This is a genomic window from Citrobacter sp. 172116965 (assembly GCF_013458095.1).
Classification (GTDB): domain Bacteria; phylum Pseudomonadota; class Gammaproteobacteria; order Enterobacterales; family Enterobacteriaceae; genus Citrobacter; species Citrobacter braakii.
The window spans coordinates 3739446-3756068 of the sequence record NZ_CP046673.1 but is presented as its reverse complement, the minus strand read 5'-3'; the positions used below and the strand labels follow the sequence as shown (position 1 = coordinate 3756068).

Genomic DNA, 16623 nt, shown 5'->3' with positions numbered 1-16623 from the left:
TTTCCCCCACTTGGGCACACCGAAAGCTTAGAAGACGAGAGACTTATGATGGAAATTCTGCGTGGTTCACCTGCACTGTCTGCATTCCGTATTAACAAACTGCTGGCACGTTTTCAGGCTGCCAACCTCCAGGTCCACAATATTTACGCCGAGTACGTCCATTTTGCCGATCTGAATGCACCGTTGAATGAGGATGAGCACGCCCAGCTTGTACGCCTGCTGAAATATGGTCCTGCTCTTCACAGCCATGCCCCTGAAGGCAAACTGCTGCTGGTTACGCCTCGCCCTGGCACCATCTCCCCGTGGTCTTCTAAAGCGACTGATATTGCCCACAACTGCGGCCTGCAACAGATTAGCCGTCTGGAACGTGGCATTGCCTGGTATGTAGAAGCCTCTACGCTGACCGCTGAGCAGTGGCAGATGGTTGCCGACGAACTGCACGACCGCATGATGGAAACGGTTTTCTCTGCGCTGAACGATGCCGAAAAACTGTTTGTCCATCACCAGCCTGCGCCGGTCTCCAGTGTTGATCTGCTTGGTGAGGGACGCCAGGCGCTGATCGACGCTAACCTGCGTCTCGGTCTGGCGCTGGCGGAAGACGAAATCGACTATCTGCAGGATGCGTTTACCAAACTGGGACGCAACCCGAACGACATTGAACTGTACATGTTTGCGCAGGCTAACTCCGAGCACTGCCGCCACAAAATTTTTAACGCCGACTGGGTTATCGACGGTAAACAGCAGCACAAGTCGCTGTTCAAGATGATCAAAAACACTTTCGAAACCACGCCGGACCACGTGCTGTCTGCTTATAAAGACAACGCCGCGGTAATGGAAGGTTCTGAAGTGGGGCGCTACTTTGCCGACCACAAAACCGGCCGCTACGATTTCCATCAGGAGCCAGCCCACATCCTGATGAAGGTTGAAACCCACAACCACCCGACGGCTATCTCTCCGTGGCCGGGCGCGGCTACCGGCTCCGGCGGCGAAATCCGCGACGAGGGTGCAACCGGTCGCGGTGCAAAACCGAAAGCCGGGCTGGTGGGCTTCTCCGTTTCCAACCTGCGTATTCCTGGCTTTGAACAGCCGTGGGAAGAAGACTTTGGTAAGCCGGACCGTATTGTTACCGCGCTCGATATCATGACCGAAGGTCCGTTGGGCGGCGCGGCGTTTAACAACGAATTCGGTCGCCCGGCGCTGACCGGCTACTTCCGAACCTACGAAGAAAAGGTCAACAGCCACAACGGCGAAGAGCTACGCGGTTACCATAAACCGATCATGCTGGCGGGCGGGATCGGTAACATCCGTGCCGATCACGTGCAAAAAGGTGAGATCGTCGTTGGCGCCAAGCTGATCGTCCTCGGCGGCCCGGCGATGAACATCGGGCTTGGCGGCGGGGCGGCCTCCTCTATGGCTTCCGGTCAGTCTGATGCCGATCTTGATTTCGCTTCGGTACAGCGCGACAACCCGGAAATGGAACGTCGTTGCCAGGAAGTTATCGACCGCTGCTGGCAGATGGGCGATGCGAACCCGATCCTGTTTATCCATGACGTTGGCGCGGGCGGTCTGTCTAACGCCATGCCGGAGTTGGTAAGCGATGGCGGTCGTGGCGGTAAGTTCCAGCTGCGCGATATCCTTAGCGACGAGCCGGGTATGAGCCCGCTGGAAATCTGGTGTAACGAATCCCAGGAGCGCTATGTGCTGGCGGTTGCCGCTGACCAGCTACCGCTGTTTGACGAACTGTGTAAGCGCGAGCGCGCGCCGTATGCGGTGATCGGTGAGGCCACCGAAGAACAGCATCTCACACTGAGCGACAGCCACTTCGATAACCAGCCGATCGACATGCCGCTGGATGTGCTGCTGGGTAAAACCCCGAAAATGACCCGCGATGTGCAGACGCTGAAAGCCAAAGGCGACGCCCTGAATCGTGGCGAAATCTCGATTGCAGATGCGGTTAACCGCGTGCTGCATCTGCCGACTGTCGCTGAGAAAACGTTCCTCGTGACGATCGGCGACCGTACCGTTACCGGCATGGTGGCGCGTGACCAGATGGTTGGTCCGTGGCAGATCCCGGTAGCCAACTGCGCGGTCACCACCGCAAGCCTGGATAGCTACTACGGTGAAGCGATGTCTATCGGTGAGCGTGCGCCAGTTGCGCTACTGGATTTCTCGGCCTCTGCGCGTCTGGCGGTAGGTGAAGCGCTGACTAACATTGCGGCAACGCAGATTGGCGATATCAAACGCATTAAACTGTCGGCTAACTGGATGGCGGCTGCGGGTCACCCCGGTGAAGATGCCGGGCTGTACGAAGCGGTAAAAGCCGTTGGGGAAGAATTATGTCCGGCGCTTGGCCTGACTATTCCGGTGGGCAAAGACTCTATGTCGATGAAAACCCGCTGGCAGGAAGGTAATGAGCAGCGTGAAATGACTTCGCCGCTGTCGCTGGTGATCACCGCCTTTGCCCGCGTGGAAGACGTGCGCCACACGATAACCCCACAGCTCTCTACTGAAGACAACGCCCTGCTGCTGATTGACCTCGGTCTTGGTCACAACGCGCTGGGCGCGACGGCGCTGGCACAGGTTTATCGTCAACTGGGCGATAAGCCTGCCGACGTGCGTAACGTTGAGCAACTGAAAGGCTTCTACGACGCCATTCAGGCGCTGGTCGCGCAGCGTAAGCTGCTGGCCTACCATGACCGATCCGACGGCGGACTGCTGGTTACGCTGGCGGAAATGGCCTTCACCGGTCACTGCGGTATTGACGCTGATATCCACTCTCTGGGTGACGATCGTCTGGCGGCGCTGTTTAATGAAGAGCTGGGCGCAGTGATCCAGGTTCGCGCTGCTGACCGTGAAGCGGTTGAGGTGTTGCTGGCACAACATGGCCTGGCAGATTGCGTGCACTATCTCGGCCAGGCGGTAACGGGTGACCGTTTCACCCTGAGCGCCAACGGTCAGCCGGTGTTCAGCGAAAGCCGCACCACGCTGCGCATGTGGTGGGCGGAAACCACCTGGCAGATGCAGCGTCTGCGCGACAACCCGGAGTGTGCCGATCAGGAACACGACGCGAAAACCAACGATGCCGATCCTGGCCTCAACGTTAAACTGTCGTTTGATATCAACGAAGATGTTGCCGCCCCGTTCATCGCTACCGGCGCACGTCCAAAAGTGGCCGTGCTGCGCGAGCAGGGCGTGAACTCCCACGTTGAAATGGCGGCTGCCTTCCACCGTGCGGGCTTTGACGCCATCGATGTGCATATGAGCGACCTGCTGGGCGGACGTATCGGTCTGGGTAACTTCCAGGCGCTGGTAGCCTGTGGCGGTTTCTCTTACGGCGATGTGCTCGGCGCAGGGGAAGGCTGGGCGAAGTCGATTCTGTTCAACAACCGCGTCCGTGATGAGTTCGAAACCTTCTTCCATCGCCCGCAAACGCTGGCGCTCGGGGTGTGCAACGGTTGCCAGATGATGTCTAACCTGCGTGAACTGATCCCGGGAAGCGAGCTGTGGCCACGCTTTGTGCGTAACCACTCCGATCGTTTTGAAGCCCGCTTCAGCCTGGTCGAAGTGACGCAAAGCCCGTCTTTACTGCTTACCGATATGGTTGGTTCGATGATGCCGATTGCCGTTTCTCACGGTGAAGGCCGTGTGGAAGTGCGTGACGGCGCGCATCTGGCCGCGCTGGAGAGTAAGGGGCTGGTGGCGCTGCGCTACGTTGATAACTTCGGTAAGGTGACCGAGACCTACCCGGCTAACCCGAACGGTTCGCCGAACGGAATTACTGCCGTTACTACTGAAAATGGTCGCGTCACCATTATGATGCCGCACCCGGAACGCGTATTCCGTACCGTGAGCAACTCCTGGCACCCGGAAAACTGGGGCGAGGACAGCCCGTGGATGCGTATCTTCCGCAACGCGCGTAAACAACTCGGGTAATCAGCTCGATAACCTTTAAGCCCCTCTGCGTGAGGGGCTTTTTTTTTGTCAGTCATTTTGTATGCCGGATAAGGCAATTATGCGGCTATCCGACAATGCGTTTAAGTGTCGGGAAATCCCGACATAGGCGGGGTGACGTTGTCGTCAATAAGAGACACTTAATTATATGATTTACAATGAATTTGTTTTTAAGTGCTGCAGGTGTTGCTGATTTGAGACAGTAAGGGTGAAAAATAGCCAAAATCATTTTTCATATGAATAAGAACATTTTCTATATTTATCATTGTGTTAATAAAGTGTTTTGAATATTGGCACAGATGCTGCATAATATAACCCAGTGGCTCATTCACCTTCTTATGTCAGCCCCTTCGGGACGTGCTACATAAACTTCGAATGACGCACAACAAGGTGCCTGCCGTCCAACATCTGATATTAGCATCGCTCATATCAACCTTCGGGCGAAACGTCGAGTTAGGCACCGCCTTATTCCACAACAAAGCCGGGTTAATCCCGGCTTTGTTGTATCTGACGTTCCCCTCAGTTAGCATCAACCTATTCCTGTCCATTGAGAGTAACGCCTTGAAGCGCTGGTCTGTTTTCCCCCGATCTTTACGTCAATTGGTTACGTTGGCATTTTTGCTTATCCTGCTGCCGTTGTTAGTTTTGGCCTGGCAGGCGTGGCAAAGTCTGAATGCCCTGAGCGCGCAGGCGGCGCTGACGAACCAAACCACGCTGATTGACGCCAGACGCAGTGAAGCGATGACCAATGCCGCGCTGGAGATGGAGCGTAGCTACCGGCAATACTGTGTGCTTGATGACCCAACGCTGGCTAAGGTTTACCAGAGCCAACGTAAACGCTACAGCGACATGCTGGATGCGCATGCGGGTGTGTTGCCGGATACCAAGCTTTATCAGGCACTGCGTCAGGACCTCAACGATCTCGCGCAGTTACAGTGCACCAACAGTGGTCCTGATAGCGTGGCGGCGGCGCGGCTGGACGCTTTCGCCAGTGCCAATACTGAAATGGTACAAGCGACGCGCACGGTCGTCTTTTCTCGTGGGCAGCAGCTACAGCAGGAAATCGCCGAACGTGGGCAGTTCTTTGGCTGGCAGGCGCTGGTGCTGTTTCTTGTCAGCCTGGCGATGGTGTTGCTGTTTACCCGCATGATAATCGGTCCGGTGAAGGGCATAGAAAAAATGATCAATCGTCTGGGGGAAGGGCGCTCGCTGGGCGATAGCGTATTATTTACGGGACCCCGGGAGCTGCGCTCCGTGGGCCAGCGCATTATCTGGCTGAGCGAACGTCTCTCCTGGCTGGAGTCACAACGACATCAGTTTTTACGCCACCTGTCTCATGAGCTGAAAACGCCTCTGGCGAGTATGCGCGAAGGTACCGAGCTGTTAGCCGATCAGGTCGTTGGGCCGTTAACGCCAGAGCAAAAAGAGGTGGTCGGAATTCTCGATGACAGTAGCCGCAACCTGCAAAAACTGATTGAGCAACTGCTCGATTACAACCGCAAGCTGGCGGATGACGAGGTTGAGCTTGAACGTGTGGAAATCGCGCCGCTGGTGGAAAGCGTTGTTTCTGCACATAGCCTGCCCGCTCGCGCCAAAATGATACATACTGATGTTGCGCTTGCGGTGAACGCCTGCCTGGCAGAACCGATGCTATTGATGAGCGTGCTGGACAATCTTTATTCCAATGCGGTGCACTATGGCGCTGAATCCGGTAACATTTGGATCCGCAGCAGTTTGCATGGCTCAATGGTATACATTGATGTAATGAATACCGGCACACCGATTCCAGAAGCAGAACAGACCATGATCTTCGAGCCTTTTTTCCAGGGTAGCCATCAGCGAAAAGGGGCGGTAAAAGGAAGCGGGTTGGGGCTGAGCATTGCCAGAGATTGCATCCGCCGTATGCGGGGCAAACTGTATCTGGTTGATGAGCATGCGCAAAACGTTTGTTTTCGCATAGAACTGCCGCTATCTGCAGCGAAAAATCACTAAAATAAACCTAAGTCTGGTGAGTATGCCATACGTTGTTGTCCGAATGCTTAAACGACATTTTTTCCGTCGCGTCATCCTCGCAAGCCTGCCGTGTCTGGCGCTGGTTGGCTGCGTCCCGAACGCGGTGAATCATATTATCGGCGACCCTTCGCAGGAGAAAATTCCGCCTCATCAACTGGCGGACTACCTTGCTACCGACTGTAGCGATATCTGGTCGCTGTCTGGTCAGCCCACAGAGACCAATCCGCTGTACTGGCTGCGGGCGATGGATTGCGCCAATCGCCTGATGCCGGTACAGGCGCGTAGTGAAGCCAGCACGATGATGCCTGATACCTGGCAGGGGGCTTTCAGGCGCGGGATCCTGCTTGATAACGCCAACATTACGCCGCCTGAAAGGCGGGAGACGGTTACGCGCCTCGACGCATTAAGCCCGCAAATTCCGCCACAGGTACGGCCGCTGTATCAGGTCTGGCGCAGCAGTCAGACGTTGCAGTTGCAACTGGCCGAAGAGCGTATGCGCTACAGCAAGCTTCAGCAGGCATCAGACAGCGATCTTGATACGTTACGTCAGCAGCAACAACACTTGCAGTCTCAGCTCGATCTCACGACCCGCAAGCTGGAGAATCTAACCGATATTGAACGCCAGCTTTCCACGCGCAAACCTGCCGGTAGTTACAACCCTGATGCGCCGCACGGGAACGATAAACTCACCCCACCTGATAACGAGGAAGTTGCAGCGCCGTCTGCCGATGAGGTCACGCCATGATAAGCCGTAAGCCCGCGCATCTGCTGCTGGTGGATGACGATCCCGGCCTGTTGAAATTACTTGGAATGCGCCTGACCAGCGAAGGCTACAGCGTCGTAACCGCAGAAAGCGGACAGGAAGGGCTACGAGTGCTGAACCGTGAAAAAGTGGATCTGGTTATTAGCGATCTGCGCATGGATGAAATGGACGGCATGCAGCTGTTTACTGAAATCCAGAAAGTGCAGCCGGGAATGCCGGTTATTATCCTCACCGCTCACGGTTCCATCCCCGACGCCGTTGCGGCGACTCAGCAAGGGGTGTTCAGCTTTCTCACTAAGCCGGTGGATAAAGACGCGTTATACCATGCGATCGACGGGGCGTTGGAACAGTCTGCGCCTGCCGCTGATGACAGCTGGCGTGAGTCCATCGTCACCCGCAGCCCACTGATGCTGCGTCTGCTGGAACAGGCGCGCATGGTGGCGCAATCGGACGTAAGCGTATTGATCAACGGCCAAAGCGGAACCGGGAAAGAAGTTTTTGCCCAGGCCATTCATAACGCCAGCCCGCGCAGCCACAAGCCTTTTATTGCCATTAACTGTGGCGCATTGCCGGAACAACTGCTGGAGTCTGAGCTGTTTGGTCATGCGCGCGGTGCCTTTACCGGCGCGGTGAGCAATCGTGAAGGGCTATTTCAGGCCGCGGAAGGCGGGACGCTGTTTCTCGATGAGATTGGCGATATGCCCGCGCCGTTGCAGGTTAAATTGCTACGTGTATTGCAGGAGCGAAAAGTCAGGCCGCTGGGCAGTAACCGCGATATCGATATTGATGTGCGGATCGTTTCCGCGACCCACCGTGATTTACCCAAAGCGATGGCTCGGGGGGAATTTCGCGAAGATTTGTACTATCGCCTCAACGTGGTGAGCCTGAAGATCCCAGCGCTGGCCGAGCGTACGGAAGATATTCCGCTGCTGGCAAACCATCTGCTGCGCCAGTCTGCTGAACGACACAAACCGTTCGTGCGCGCCTTTTCGACCGATGCCATGAAACGGTTAATGACCGCCAGTTGGCCTGGTAACGTGCGTCAGTTGGTTAACGTGATTGAGCAGTGCGTGGCGTTGACCTCTTCGCCGGTGATCAGCGACGCGCTGGTGGAGCAGGCGCTGGAAGGGGAGAACACCGCGCTGCCGACCTTTGTTGAAGCGCGTAACCAGTTTGAACTCAACTACCTGCGTAAGCTGTTGCAAATCACCAAGGGCAATGTGACCCATGCGGCGCGAATGGCGGGGCGCAACCGCACCGAATTCTACAAGTTGCTCTCTCGCCATGAGCTGGATGCAAACGATTTCAAAGAATAAATCTGCGGATTATGTTAGTTTTATTCGATCAAAAGACAGGCGACCTTTTCAAGGAATAGCATGAAAAAGATTGATGCGATTATTAAACCCTTCAAGCTGGACGACGTCCGCGAAGCGCTGGCTGAAGTCGGCATTACCGGTATGACTGTAACAGAAGTGAAAGGGTTTGGCCGTCAGAAAGGCCATACTGAGCTGTACCGTGGTGCGGAATATATGGTGGATTTTCTGCCGAAGGTAAAAATTGAAATTGTGGTCACCGACGACATCGTCGATACCTGCGTCGACACCATTATTCGTACTGCCCAGACCGGTAAAATCGGCGACGGTAAGATTTTTGTCTTCGACGTGGCACGCGTGATTCGTATTCGCACCGGTGAAGAAGACGATGCGGCAATCTAAGCCGCGCCGTGCTTGCCGGATGGCGGTGTAAACACCTTATCAGGCCTACAATATCCCGTAGGCCTGATAAGCGCAGCGCCATCAGGCATGATGTAATTACAAGACTTTATGCGGGCCGAAGCATTCGTAATGAATGTTCTCGTTTTTCACGCCCAGGCCGACCAGCTGCTTCGCGGCAAACTGCATAAAGCCAACCGGACCGCACAGATAAAACTGCATCGCCGGATCGCTGATTGCGCCTTCCAGTTTGTTCAAATCCATCAGACCAACGCTATCAAACGCACCTTTCGCGCGATCGGCTTCGGTTGGCTCACGATACCAGGTGTGTGCGCTAAAGCGTGGCAGCGTTTTGCCCAGTTCATTCACTTCATCGGCAAAGGCATGTACATCGCCATTTTCTGCCGCGTGGAACCAGTTAACCTGCGCCGTATGATTCGCTTTTGCCAGCGTATCCAGCATCGCCAGCATCGGGGTTTGACCCACGCCTGCTGAAATCAGAGACACTGGGGTATCGGTCGCAACGTCCATAAAGAAATCGCCCGCAGGTGCGGCTAAGTGAACGACGTCGCCCACATTCGCATGGTTGTGCAGCCAGGTGGAAACCTGACCACCGTCTTCACGCTTCACGGCAATACGGTAGCCTTTGCCATTGGGTTTACGGGTCAGTGAGTACTGACGAATTTCCTGATGCGGGAAACCTTCCGGCTTCAGCCAGACGCCCAGGTATTGCCCCGGATGATATTCAGCCACTGCGCCACCGTCGACAGGTTCAAATTCAAAGCTGGTGATAAGCGCACTGCGTGGGGTTTTTGCCACGATGCGGAAAGGACGGGTACCCTCCCAGCCGCCATTTTTATTGGCATTTTCACTGTAGATCTGCGCTTCACGGTTGATGAAAACGTTCGCCAGCACGCCGTATGCTTTGCCCCATGCATCCAGAACTTCCTGGCCTGGGCTGAACATTTCGTCCAGCGTTGCCAGCAAATGGCCACCTACGATGTTGTACTGCTCCGGCTTAATCTGGAAGCTGGTATGCTTCTGCGCGATTTTCTCGACGGCAGGCAACAGTGCCGCCAGGTTCTCGATATTGCTGGCATACGCGGCAATAGCGTTAAACAGCGCTTCACGCTGATCGCCATTACGCTGGTTACTCATGTTGAAGATTTCTTTCAGCTCTGGGTTATGCGTAAACATGCGATCGTAGAAATGGGCGGTCAGCTTCGGGCCTGTTTCAACCAGCAGGGGAATGGTGGCTTTCACTGTAGCGATGGTTTGTGCGTCAAGCATACGGTCTTCCTTTATCTAAAATTTTAATGATGTATGTCAAATGCATCTTATAAAAAATACCCCTGCATTGTAAATGGTTCTTTGTAACTTTGCGTTGTAAAGGTTACATCGTGAAAAATCTGCATCACAAACCTGAAAAGAAATCCGTTGAAATTCAGCAGACCTTTGTTCTCCAAAGCCTTGCGCGCCGTGAAGGTAATCGTTTGCGTAAAATCCTTTGTCAAGACCTGTTATCGAAGAATGATTCGGTTATACTGTTCGCCGTCGTCCAACGGGACTGCCTTTTTAGGCCGAAATTCTATTGTTAGCTGAGTCAGGAGATGCGGATGTTAAAGCGTGAAATGAACATTGCCGATTATGATGCCGAACTGTGGCAGGCTATGGAGCAGGAAAAAGTACGTCAGGAAGAGCACATCGAACTGATCGCCTCCGAAAACTACACCAGCCCGCGTGTTATGCAGGCGCAGGGTTCTCAGCTGACCAACAAATACGCTGAAGGTTATCCGGGCAAGCGCTACTACGGCGGTTGTGAGTACGTTGATATCGTTGAGCAATTGGCTATCGATCGTGCAAAAGAGCTGTTTGGCGCTGACTACGCTAACGTACAGCCGCACTCCGGCTCCCAGGCTAACTTCGCTGTTTACACCGCTCTGCTGCAACCGGGTGATACCGTTCTGGGTATGAACCTGGCGCAAGGCGGCCACCTGACTCACGGTTCCCCGGTTAACTTCTCTGGCAAGCTGTACAACATCATTCCTTACGGTATTGATGAGTCCGGTAAAATTGACTACGAAGATATGGCTAAGCAGGCCAAAGAGCACAAGCCGAAGATGATCATCGGCGGCTTCTCTGCTTACTCCGGCGTTGTTGACTGGGCAAAAATGCGTGAAATCGCCGACAGCATTGGCGCATACCTGTTCGTTGACATGGCGCACGTTGCGGGCCTTATCGCCGCAGGCGTTTACCCGAACCCGGTTCCACACGCACACGTAGTGACCACCACCACCCACAAAACCCTGGCGGGTCCGCGCGGCGGCCTGATCCTGGCGAAAGGCGGTGACGAAGAGTTGTACAAAAAGCTGAACTCCGCGGTGTTCCCAAGCGCACAGGGCGGCCCGCTGATGCACGTGATCGCGGCGAAAGCCGTGGCGCTGAAAGAAGCGATGGAGCCTGAGTTTAAGGTTTACCAGCAGCAGGTTGCCAAAAACGCCAAAGCGATGGTGGAAGTGTTCCTGAACCGTGGCTACAAAGTGGTTTCTGGCGGTACTGAAAACCACCTGTTCCTGCTGGATCTGGTTGATAAAAACCTGACCGGTAAAGAAGCTGACGCCGCACTGGGCCGCGCTAACATCACTGTTAACAAAAACAGCGTGCCGAACGATCCGAAGAGCCCGTTTGTGACTTCCGGTATCCGTATCGGTTCTCCGGCTGTAACTCGCCGTGGCTTTAAAGAAGCGGAAGTGAAAGAGCTGGCTGGCTGGATGTGTGACGTTCTGGACAACATCAATGACGAAGCCGTTATCGAGCGCGTCAAAGGTAAAGTTCTGGATATCTGCGCACGCTTCCCGGTTTACGCGTAATTCTGCTTAACGCAAAACGAAAGGCCGCTGATGCGGCCTTTTTTAATGCCTGATAGCGCTGCGCTTATCAGGCTGCTATCACAACGACTTCAGCGGCACGCCTTCATCGCATAGCGCTTCCTCGCTTACCACTCGTCCTGAATGAATTAACTTACGCAGTGCGCGCACTTCGCGTCCGTTGTTGAGTGCTACTGCGCCAATTAGCTTCCCATCATGCAGGTGGAACCAGATAGCCTTGCCGTCATCCGGATTGCCACGACATAACCATGTTTGCCCTTGCATATCGCCAACAAATTGCAGATTGTCATTAAATTGGTCGGTCCAGAACCAGCCTGGCGTCTTCTCCGGCAACGGCAGGTTGAGCATTGCGGCAGCGGCAATCTGTGCCTGGTTATTGGCATTTTCCCAGCTTTCTACCCGTTCTAACGAACCGTCAGGCTGGCGCGTTATCGCCACATCACCGGCGGCGAAAATCGCGGGATCGGAGGTGATGCAGGCGGAGTCAACGATAATACCGTTAGCCGTCTCCAGCCCGGCTTCGCGAGCCAGCGCATCATTCGCCACGATACCGATGCCATAAACCAGCGCATCGGCCTGTAGCGTCTGGCCGTTTTGCAGGGTAAGCGAGAGAAACTCTCCCGCTTCAGCGTGCTCAATGGCGCTGTTGAGCAGCACCCGCACCCCTGCCTGTCGGTGGCGGTTTAGCAGATAGTCGCGCACCGGAGCAGGGGCGTTGCGACCCATTACCGTTGAGGCCAGCTCCACTAACGTCACCCTACAGCCGCGTTGGATCGCGCTGGCCGCTAATTCCAGGCCAATGGTGCCCGCACCGACAATCACAATCGCCTTGCCCGGCAGCAAGGCACCGCGCAGACGCTCGGCATCTGTGGCGTGACGCAGGGTAAAGCAACGTTCGCCCAGTTTATCCAGTAGCGGCAGCGGTCTGGCGGCGGCCCCGGTCGCCAACAGCAACTGCGACCAGCGGTAGGACTGACCATCGGCGAGCGTCAGCGTGCGCGAGGTGCGGTCAATCTGACGCAGCGTGACGCCAAGATGCAACTGTACGTTGTTCTCCTGCCACCAGTCAGCGTTCAGGATCGGCTGTCGCTGTGGATTTTCGTCCAGCAGCATCGCTTTGGAGAGCGGAGGGCGTTCATAGGGCAGATACGGCTCATCGGAAAACAGATGTAATTCGCCGTTAAATCCTTGCTGACGCAGTGCGACGGCGGCCATTGCCGCAGCCTGACCACCGCCGACGATTGCGATAATTTTATGGCTCATAACGCCTCCTCAGAGATCCAGTCCGGCTGCAACGTGACGAATACCGCGAATGCCTAAACCGGCATCGGCATTGATCATCACGCCACTCAATGTGCGATTGTTGCGCTTTGACGCCAGCATCACATACGGGCCGGTAAAATCCGCTGGCTCAGGAAAAAACTGCAACGGCAAAATGGCGGCGATTTTTTCCGGCGTCAGCGACTGCATAATCGACGTATCGCCCTGGCCCAGCGCCTGTGGGCCGCGCAGATCGGTCGCCATACCGCACGGACCGACGCCGTTGACGCGCACCTTTGGCGCCAGCTCGTAGGCTAACTGGCGAATCAACCCGGTGGCGGCATGTTTAGAGGCGGTATACAACGGACCGCCGCCGCCGGGATACCACGCCGCGTTGGAAAGGGTAAAGATGATGTTGCCTTCGCTGGCGATAAGCGCAGGGGCGCAGGCTTTTGCGCCCAGCAGATAGCCCAGCACGTTGACGTTAAACAGCTCATGAAAGCCGCTCTCCAGCGCGTCTGCTGGCGTATTGACCAGCGAGGCGTTGTGATCCCATATCCCGGCGTTGCCGATCAAACAGTCCAGCGTGCCGTAGCGCGCCAGAATTTGATCCACCGCGCGCTGATAGTCGGCGTAGTAGGTGACGTTGCCTTCTACTGCCAGCACATGTTCGCCAAAACGTTGGCGCAGGCTGGCGACTTTGGCTGGCGAAAGTTCCAGCGTGGCGACCCGCGCGCCTTCCTCAATGAAACGCTCGACCAGCGCCAGGCCAAGACCGGAGCCGCCGCCGGTGATAAAGACCACGTTATCGCGTAAATCGCTCATCTCGCGTCCTCTGGAATATCAACGAACACATCGCTACCTTCCACGTACACCGCGTAGGTGGTCAGCGGATCGGTGGCAGGTAAACACAACGCCTTACCGGTTTTCAGGCAGAAACTGGCGGCATGCAGCGGGCATTCCACCGTCGCGTCGTCTTCCAGATAACCTTCCGACATCGAGGCATTACCGTGGCTACAGCGATCGTTAATGGCATAAAACTCGCCGCCAACGTTGAACAGCGCGATGACGGGCGAAGTGTCGAGCCGGAGCGCTTCACCCTCCGGCAAATCCCCTACGGGGCAGGCATAAATACGACTCATCAGAACAATACACTCAGGTTATGGGAGGTGATCACCGCTTGATCCAGCACGATCTCACGCTCCAGTAAGCGCCACTCATCGCCCGGTAAACGGCGCACTTTGTCCATGCGCATGCCGACGTAAAAGGTTTCATCGCGCTCTTTTTGCGCGCGATACAGCAGATAGTTAAGGCGCACGGCGAATACATCCGGCACTTCGGTTTCACTGACCTGGCAGTTGCTGATCAGGTGTCGGGTACGCGACGGCGGCTCCTCTGCCCAGGCCATTCCGGTTTCCAGTCGCGCAATACGGCGTTCAAGCTGATCTTTATTGTCGTTAAAAATCCAGGTGGTTGGCGGCTGCACGCCTTTGCGACGATCGCGCGTCTGGGCATTGACCGTTGTGCGCATGGTATAGCGAATGTCGTCATCCAGCTGTGCCAGCCAGTCGCGAAACTGCCAGTCATCCAGCAGGCTGGCTTCATGGTAGAGAAACTGCGTAATGCGGTGATGCAGTTCCAGGGAAACTAAAGCACTCATTTCATCACCTCCTGCTGGTAAGCGGCGGTTTTTTCCTGCACTTCCTGCCAGCTTTCGCTGCTGAGTAAATCAGCCCAGCGCTGATACATGCCGCGGGCGGCGGTTTCTGAGAAGATGTAGTTGGTGATCCCCGGAATGCCGTCTTCACGACGTTTCTCCTGACCTAACCCCATTTCCAGGCACAGTTTGCTATTACGCGCCCGATGGCCCTTCAACAGTTTTTGAATTTCACTCCAGTTTTCCGAGTCGTCCTGCTCAAGGAATCCGGCGGGGCCAAAAGCGCGCGTAGCGCTGTTTTCAAATGCGGCTTTCACTTCATCAGAGGCGGCTTTATCGGTAATACAGAACGCCCACACTTCAACCTGATCAGGACCGCGCGGATGCCAGACGCGCAACGTAGCGGTACCATTGAGCCAGGAAAGCGTTGGAAAAATGTTGTTGTGACCGGCCAGACGCAGAGCACGAACCTTACCCAGACGCTGTTCAGCTTCTGCGTAGGTGTCGCGGTAGTAGCTGGAGACTTCGCCGTCGACCCACACGTTGGCATCCGGCTTTTCGGTAAAGAAGAAGCCGCTGCCGTGCCCGTCCTGGCCGAACTGTAGTGCATCTTTGGCGGTTTCCCACACAGGGCGAGCGGTTTGTCCGTCACCGAGGCGTTTATCGCTACCGTCGTCTTTTGCCCCCAACACCTGCACAGCGGAGGCATGGCTGAACAATGCGTGATACTGATCGCTGGCAAACTGTTCGGCGGGGAATTTCCAGTTACAGTCGATGGTCCACTTCTGTACGCCGCCGACGATTTCTGTGCCGCCTTCGCGGCGGTCAAGCACACCGTCGAGATACCACGCGATGTCGCCGAGATAATCGCGTAGCGTGGGCGCGGTGGTGTCCCAGTTGCCGAAAATCAGCCCTTTATAGCTCTCTACGCCAGGAACTTCGTTCAGTCCCCAGTGCGATTTGCATAGCCCTTGCGGGTAAGCGCGAGGCTCCAGCGGGACGTCGATCAGCTCGCCATTGATACCGTACGACCAGCCGTGATACGGGCAGGTAAAGGCGCGAGTGTTCCCGCAGTCGGCGTAGCTGACGCGCATCGCCCGGTGGCGGCACTGGTTGAGAAACGCTTTGATGCTGCCGTCTTTCTGGCGAACCACCACGACCGCATCCTCGCCCATGTAGGTGTTAAAAAAATCACCGGCTTTGGGGATTTGGCTTTCGTGGGCGAGAAATAGCCAGCAGCGCCCGAAGATGCGCTCCAGCTCCAGTTGGTAAATTTCTGGGTCAGTATAAATCCGTGGGGTTACACGACCGTTTTGCGTGTCGATCAGTTGGTAGATGTCTAAATTTGAGGGTGTGGTCATATTTTTTAATCCTGAAAGATAAGATGTATTGACCTTCTATTTTTGTGCCATAAGGATGTTGCTGGTTAGTTATCAATCTGTGAAATAGTAAATTTCTACCAGTTGAGACATTTTTTCGATAACAAGGAGAAGGGCATGGAACTGAGGCAATTACGCTATTTTGTGGCGGTGGCGCAGGCGCTGAATTTCACCCGGGCGGCAGAAAAGCTGCATACCTCTCAGCCGTCGTTAAGCAGCCAGATCCGCGATCTGGAAACCTGCGTGGGCGTTCCGTTACTGGTGCGGGATAAGCGAAAAGTTGCGCTGACGGCGGCGGGGGAGTGCTTTTTACAGGACGCGCTGGCGATCCTTGAGCAGGCGGAAAATGCCAAAGTTCGCGCCCGTAAAACGGGGCAGGAAGATAATCATTTCGCTATTGGTTTTGTCCCTTCCGCTGAGGTGAATTTGCTACCGAAGGTGCTGCCCTTATTTCGTTTAAAACAACCGGATACACACATTGAGCTGGTAAGCCTGATAACCACCGAACAGGAAGAAAGGATCCTCAACGGAGAACTGGACGTGGGCTTAATGCGTCACCCGGTGTACAGCCCGGAGCTGGATTATCTGGAGCTGATTCATGAGCCGCTGGTCGTGGTGTTACCGGTGAATCATCTGTTAGCCAATGAGCAAGCGATCTCCGCAGAACAGCTGCATGGCGTAAATTTTGTCAGTACCGATCCCGCTTATTCCGGGGCGCTAGCGATGATTGTCAAAAACTGGTTTCAGCAGCAGGAAAGCCAGCCCAATATTGTGCAGGTAGCGACCAATATTCTGGTGACCATGAATCTGGTCGGCATGGGACTGGGGGTGACTTTGATACCCGGTTATATGAATAATTTTAATACCGGGCAGGTGGTTTTTCGGCCAATCGTCGGTGAAGCGCCAACGCTGGCATTGTTGATGGCATGGAAGAAGGGCGAGCTAAAGCCCGCCCTGCAGCAATTCATCGAACTGGCACAACGCCAGAGGATAGAGTAAA

13 protein-coding genes and 1 pseudogene are annotated in these 16623 nt (G+C 55.2%); 7 read left to right on the top strand and 7 right to left on the bottom strand.

Annotated elements, in window-relative coordinates:
• Positions 1 to 45: 45 nt before the first annotated feature.
• The 5 genes from purL (at position 46) to glnB (ending at position 8442) form a co-directional block, all read left to right on the top strand.
• Positions 46 to 3933: a phosphoribosylformylglycinamidine synthase gene (gene purL, locus GPJ68_RS18245; RefSeq protein ID WP_172860658.1), complete on the top strand. Its 3888-nt coding sequence runs from the start codon at positions 46 to 48 to the stop codon at positions 3931 to 3933.
• Positions 3934 to 4512: 579 nt separating this feature from the next.
• Positions 4513 to 5943, top strand: a complete 1431-nt coding sequence (gene qseE, locus GPJ68_RS18240) for a two component system sensor histidine kinase QseE/GlrK (protein WP_049282310.1) — start codon at positions 4513 to 4515, stop codon at positions 5941 to 5943.
• Between the two features lie 22 nt (positions 5944 to 5965).
• A complete protein-coding gene (qseG, locus tag GPJ68_RS18235) occupies positions 5966 to 6709 on the top strand; it encodes a two-component system QseEF-associated lipoprotein QseG (protein WP_104651145.1) in 744 nt (247 codons plus the stop codon).
• The gene (glrR, locus tag GPJ68_RS18230; protein ID WP_304412487.1) at positions 6709 to 8043 is read left to right on the top strand and encodes a two-component system response regulator GlrR; all 1335 of its coding nucleotides are present in this window, start codon (positions 6709 to 6711) and stop codon (positions 8041 to 8043) included. Before qseG ends, glrR begins: the two co-directional genes overlap by 1 nt.
• A 60-nt stretch (positions 8044 to 8103) precedes the next feature.
• A complete protein-coding gene (gene glnB / locus GPJ68_RS18225) occupies positions 8104 to 8442 on the top strand; it encodes a nitrogen regulatory protein P-II (RefSeq protein ID WP_002914032.1) in 339 nt (112 codons plus the stop codon).
• Here the strand turns inward: glnB and GPJ68_RS25410 are convergent.
• Together GPJ68_RS25410 and hmpA are read right to left on the bottom strand one after the other, a co-directional pair.
• Positions 8439 to 8534: pseudogene (locus GPJ68_RS25410) on the bottom strand (hypothetical protein); the annotation flags it as partial. The gene glnB and the pseudogene GPJ68_RS25410 overlap by 4 nt on opposite strands.
• A 4-nt stretch (positions 8535 to 8538) precedes the next feature.
• Complete coding sequence (gene hmpA, locus GPJ68_RS18220; RefSeq protein ID WP_075847635.1) at positions 8539 to 9729, bottom strand: NO-inducible flavohemoprotein; 1191 nt, start codon at positions 9727 to 9729, stop codon at positions 8539 to 8541.
• Between the two features lie 326 nt (positions 9730 to 10055).
• Here hmpA and glyA point away from each other — a divergent pair, with 326 nt between their 5' ends.
• Positions 10056 to 11309 carry a serine hydroxymethyltransferase gene (gene glyA, locus GPJ68_RS18215; protein ID WP_003835277.1) on the top strand — a complete coding sequence of 418 codons (1254 nt, stop codon included), beginning with the start codon at positions 10056 to 10058 and terminating at the stop codon, positions 11307 to 11309.
• 78 nt (positions 11310 to 11387) lie between these two features.
• On the opposite strand, the gene hcaD is transcribed toward glyA, so the two are convergent.
• The 5 genes from hcaD to hcaE are packed head-to-tail and all read right to left on the bottom strand — an operon-like array spanning position 11388 to position 15605.
• Positions 11388 to 12590 carry a phenylpropionate dioxygenase ferredoxin reductase subunit gene (gene hcaD / locus GPJ68_RS18210; RefSeq protein WP_104651147.1) on the bottom strand — a complete coding sequence of 401 codons (1203 nt, stop codon included), beginning with the start codon at positions 12588 to 12590 and terminating at the stop codon, positions 11388 to 11390.
• Positions 12591 to 12599: 9 nt separating this feature from the next.
• Positions 12600 to 13412, bottom strand: coding sequence for a 3-phenylpropionate-dihydrodiol/cinnamic acid-dihydrodiol dehydrogenase (hcaB, locus tag GPJ68_RS18205; RefSeq protein WP_104651148.1), 813 nt, complete (start codon positions 13410 to 13412; stop codon positions 12600 to 12602).
• Positions 13409 to 13729 (bottom strand): 3-phenylpropionate/cinnamic acid dioxygenase ferredoxin subunit, encoded by a 321-nt coding sequence (gene hcaC / locus GPJ68_RS18200; RefSeq protein WP_016154025.1) that lies wholly within the window; start codon positions 13727 to 13729, stop codon positions 13409 to 13411. Before hcaC ends, hcaB begins: the two co-directional genes overlap by 4 nt.
• Positions 13729 to 14247 carry a 3-phenylpropionate/cinnamic acid dioxygenase subunit beta gene (gene hcaF, locus GPJ68_RS18195; RefSeq protein WP_016154024.1) on the bottom strand — a complete coding sequence of 173 codons (519 nt, stop codon included), beginning with the start codon at positions 14245 to 14247 and terminating at the stop codon, positions 13729 to 13731. Before hcaF ends, hcaC begins: the two co-directional genes overlap by 1 nt.
• Positions 14244 to 15605 (bottom strand): 3-phenylpropionate/cinnamic acid dioxygenase subunit alpha, encoded by a 1362-nt coding sequence (gene hcaE / locus GPJ68_RS18190; RefSeq protein ID WP_047416457.1) that lies wholly within the window; start codon positions 15603 to 15605, stop codon positions 14244 to 14246. Before hcaE ends, hcaF begins: the two co-directional genes overlap by 4 nt.
• Before the next feature lie 135 nt (positions 15606 to 15740).
• On the opposite strand from hcaE, the gene hcaR reads away from it, so the two are divergent.
• Positions 15741 to 16622, top strand: coding sequence for a DNA-binding transcriptional regulator HcaR (gene hcaR / locus GPJ68_RS18185; RefSeq protein ID WP_180836902.1), 882 nt, complete (start codon positions 15741 to 15743; stop codon positions 16620 to 16622).
• Position 16623: the final 1 nt, after the last annotated feature.

Excerpts from the sequence above, each read along its gene's own strand:
- purL (WP_172860658.1), top strand. The coding sequence starts at position 46 with ATGATGGAAATTCTGCGTGGTTCACCTGCACTGTCTGCATTCCGTATT.
- qseG (WP_104651145.1), top strand. The coding sequence starts at position 5,966 with ATGCCATACGTTGTTGTCCGAATGCTTAAACGACATTTTTTCCGTCGC.
- glnB (WP_002914032.1), top strand. The coding sequence starts at position 8,104 with ATGAAAAAGATTGATGCGATTATTAAACCCTTCAAGCTGGACGACGTC.
- hmpA (WP_075847635.1), bottom strand. The coding sequence starts at position 9,729 with ATGCTTGACGCACAAACCATCGCTACAGTGAAAGCCACCATTCCCCTG.
- glyA (WP_003835277.1), top strand. The coding sequence starts at position 10,056 with ATGTTAAAGCGTGAAATGAACATTGCCGATTATGATGCCGAACTGTGG.
- hcaD (WP_104651147.1), bottom strand. The coding sequence starts at position 12,590 with ATGAGCCATAAAATTATCGCAATCGTCGGCGGTGGTCAGGCTGCGGCA.
- hcaB (WP_104651148.1), bottom strand. The coding sequence starts at position 13,412 with ATGAGCGATTTACGCGATAACGTGGTCTTTATCACCGGCGGCGGCTCC.
- hcaC (WP_016154025.1), bottom strand. The coding sequence starts at position 13,729 with ATGAGTCGTATTTATGCCTGCCCCGTAGGGGATTTGCCGGAGGGTGAA.
- hcaF (WP_016154024.1), bottom strand. The coding sequence starts at position 14,247 with ATGAGTGCTTTAGTTTCCCTGGAACTGCATCACCGCATTACGCAGTTT.
- hcaE (WP_047416457.1), bottom strand. The coding sequence starts at position 15,605 with ATGACCACACCCTCAAATTTAGACATCTACCAACTGATCGACACGCAA.
- hcaR (WP_180836902.1), top strand. The coding sequence starts at position 15,741 with ATGGAACTGAGGCAATTACGCTATTTTGTGGCGGTGGCGCAGGCGCTG.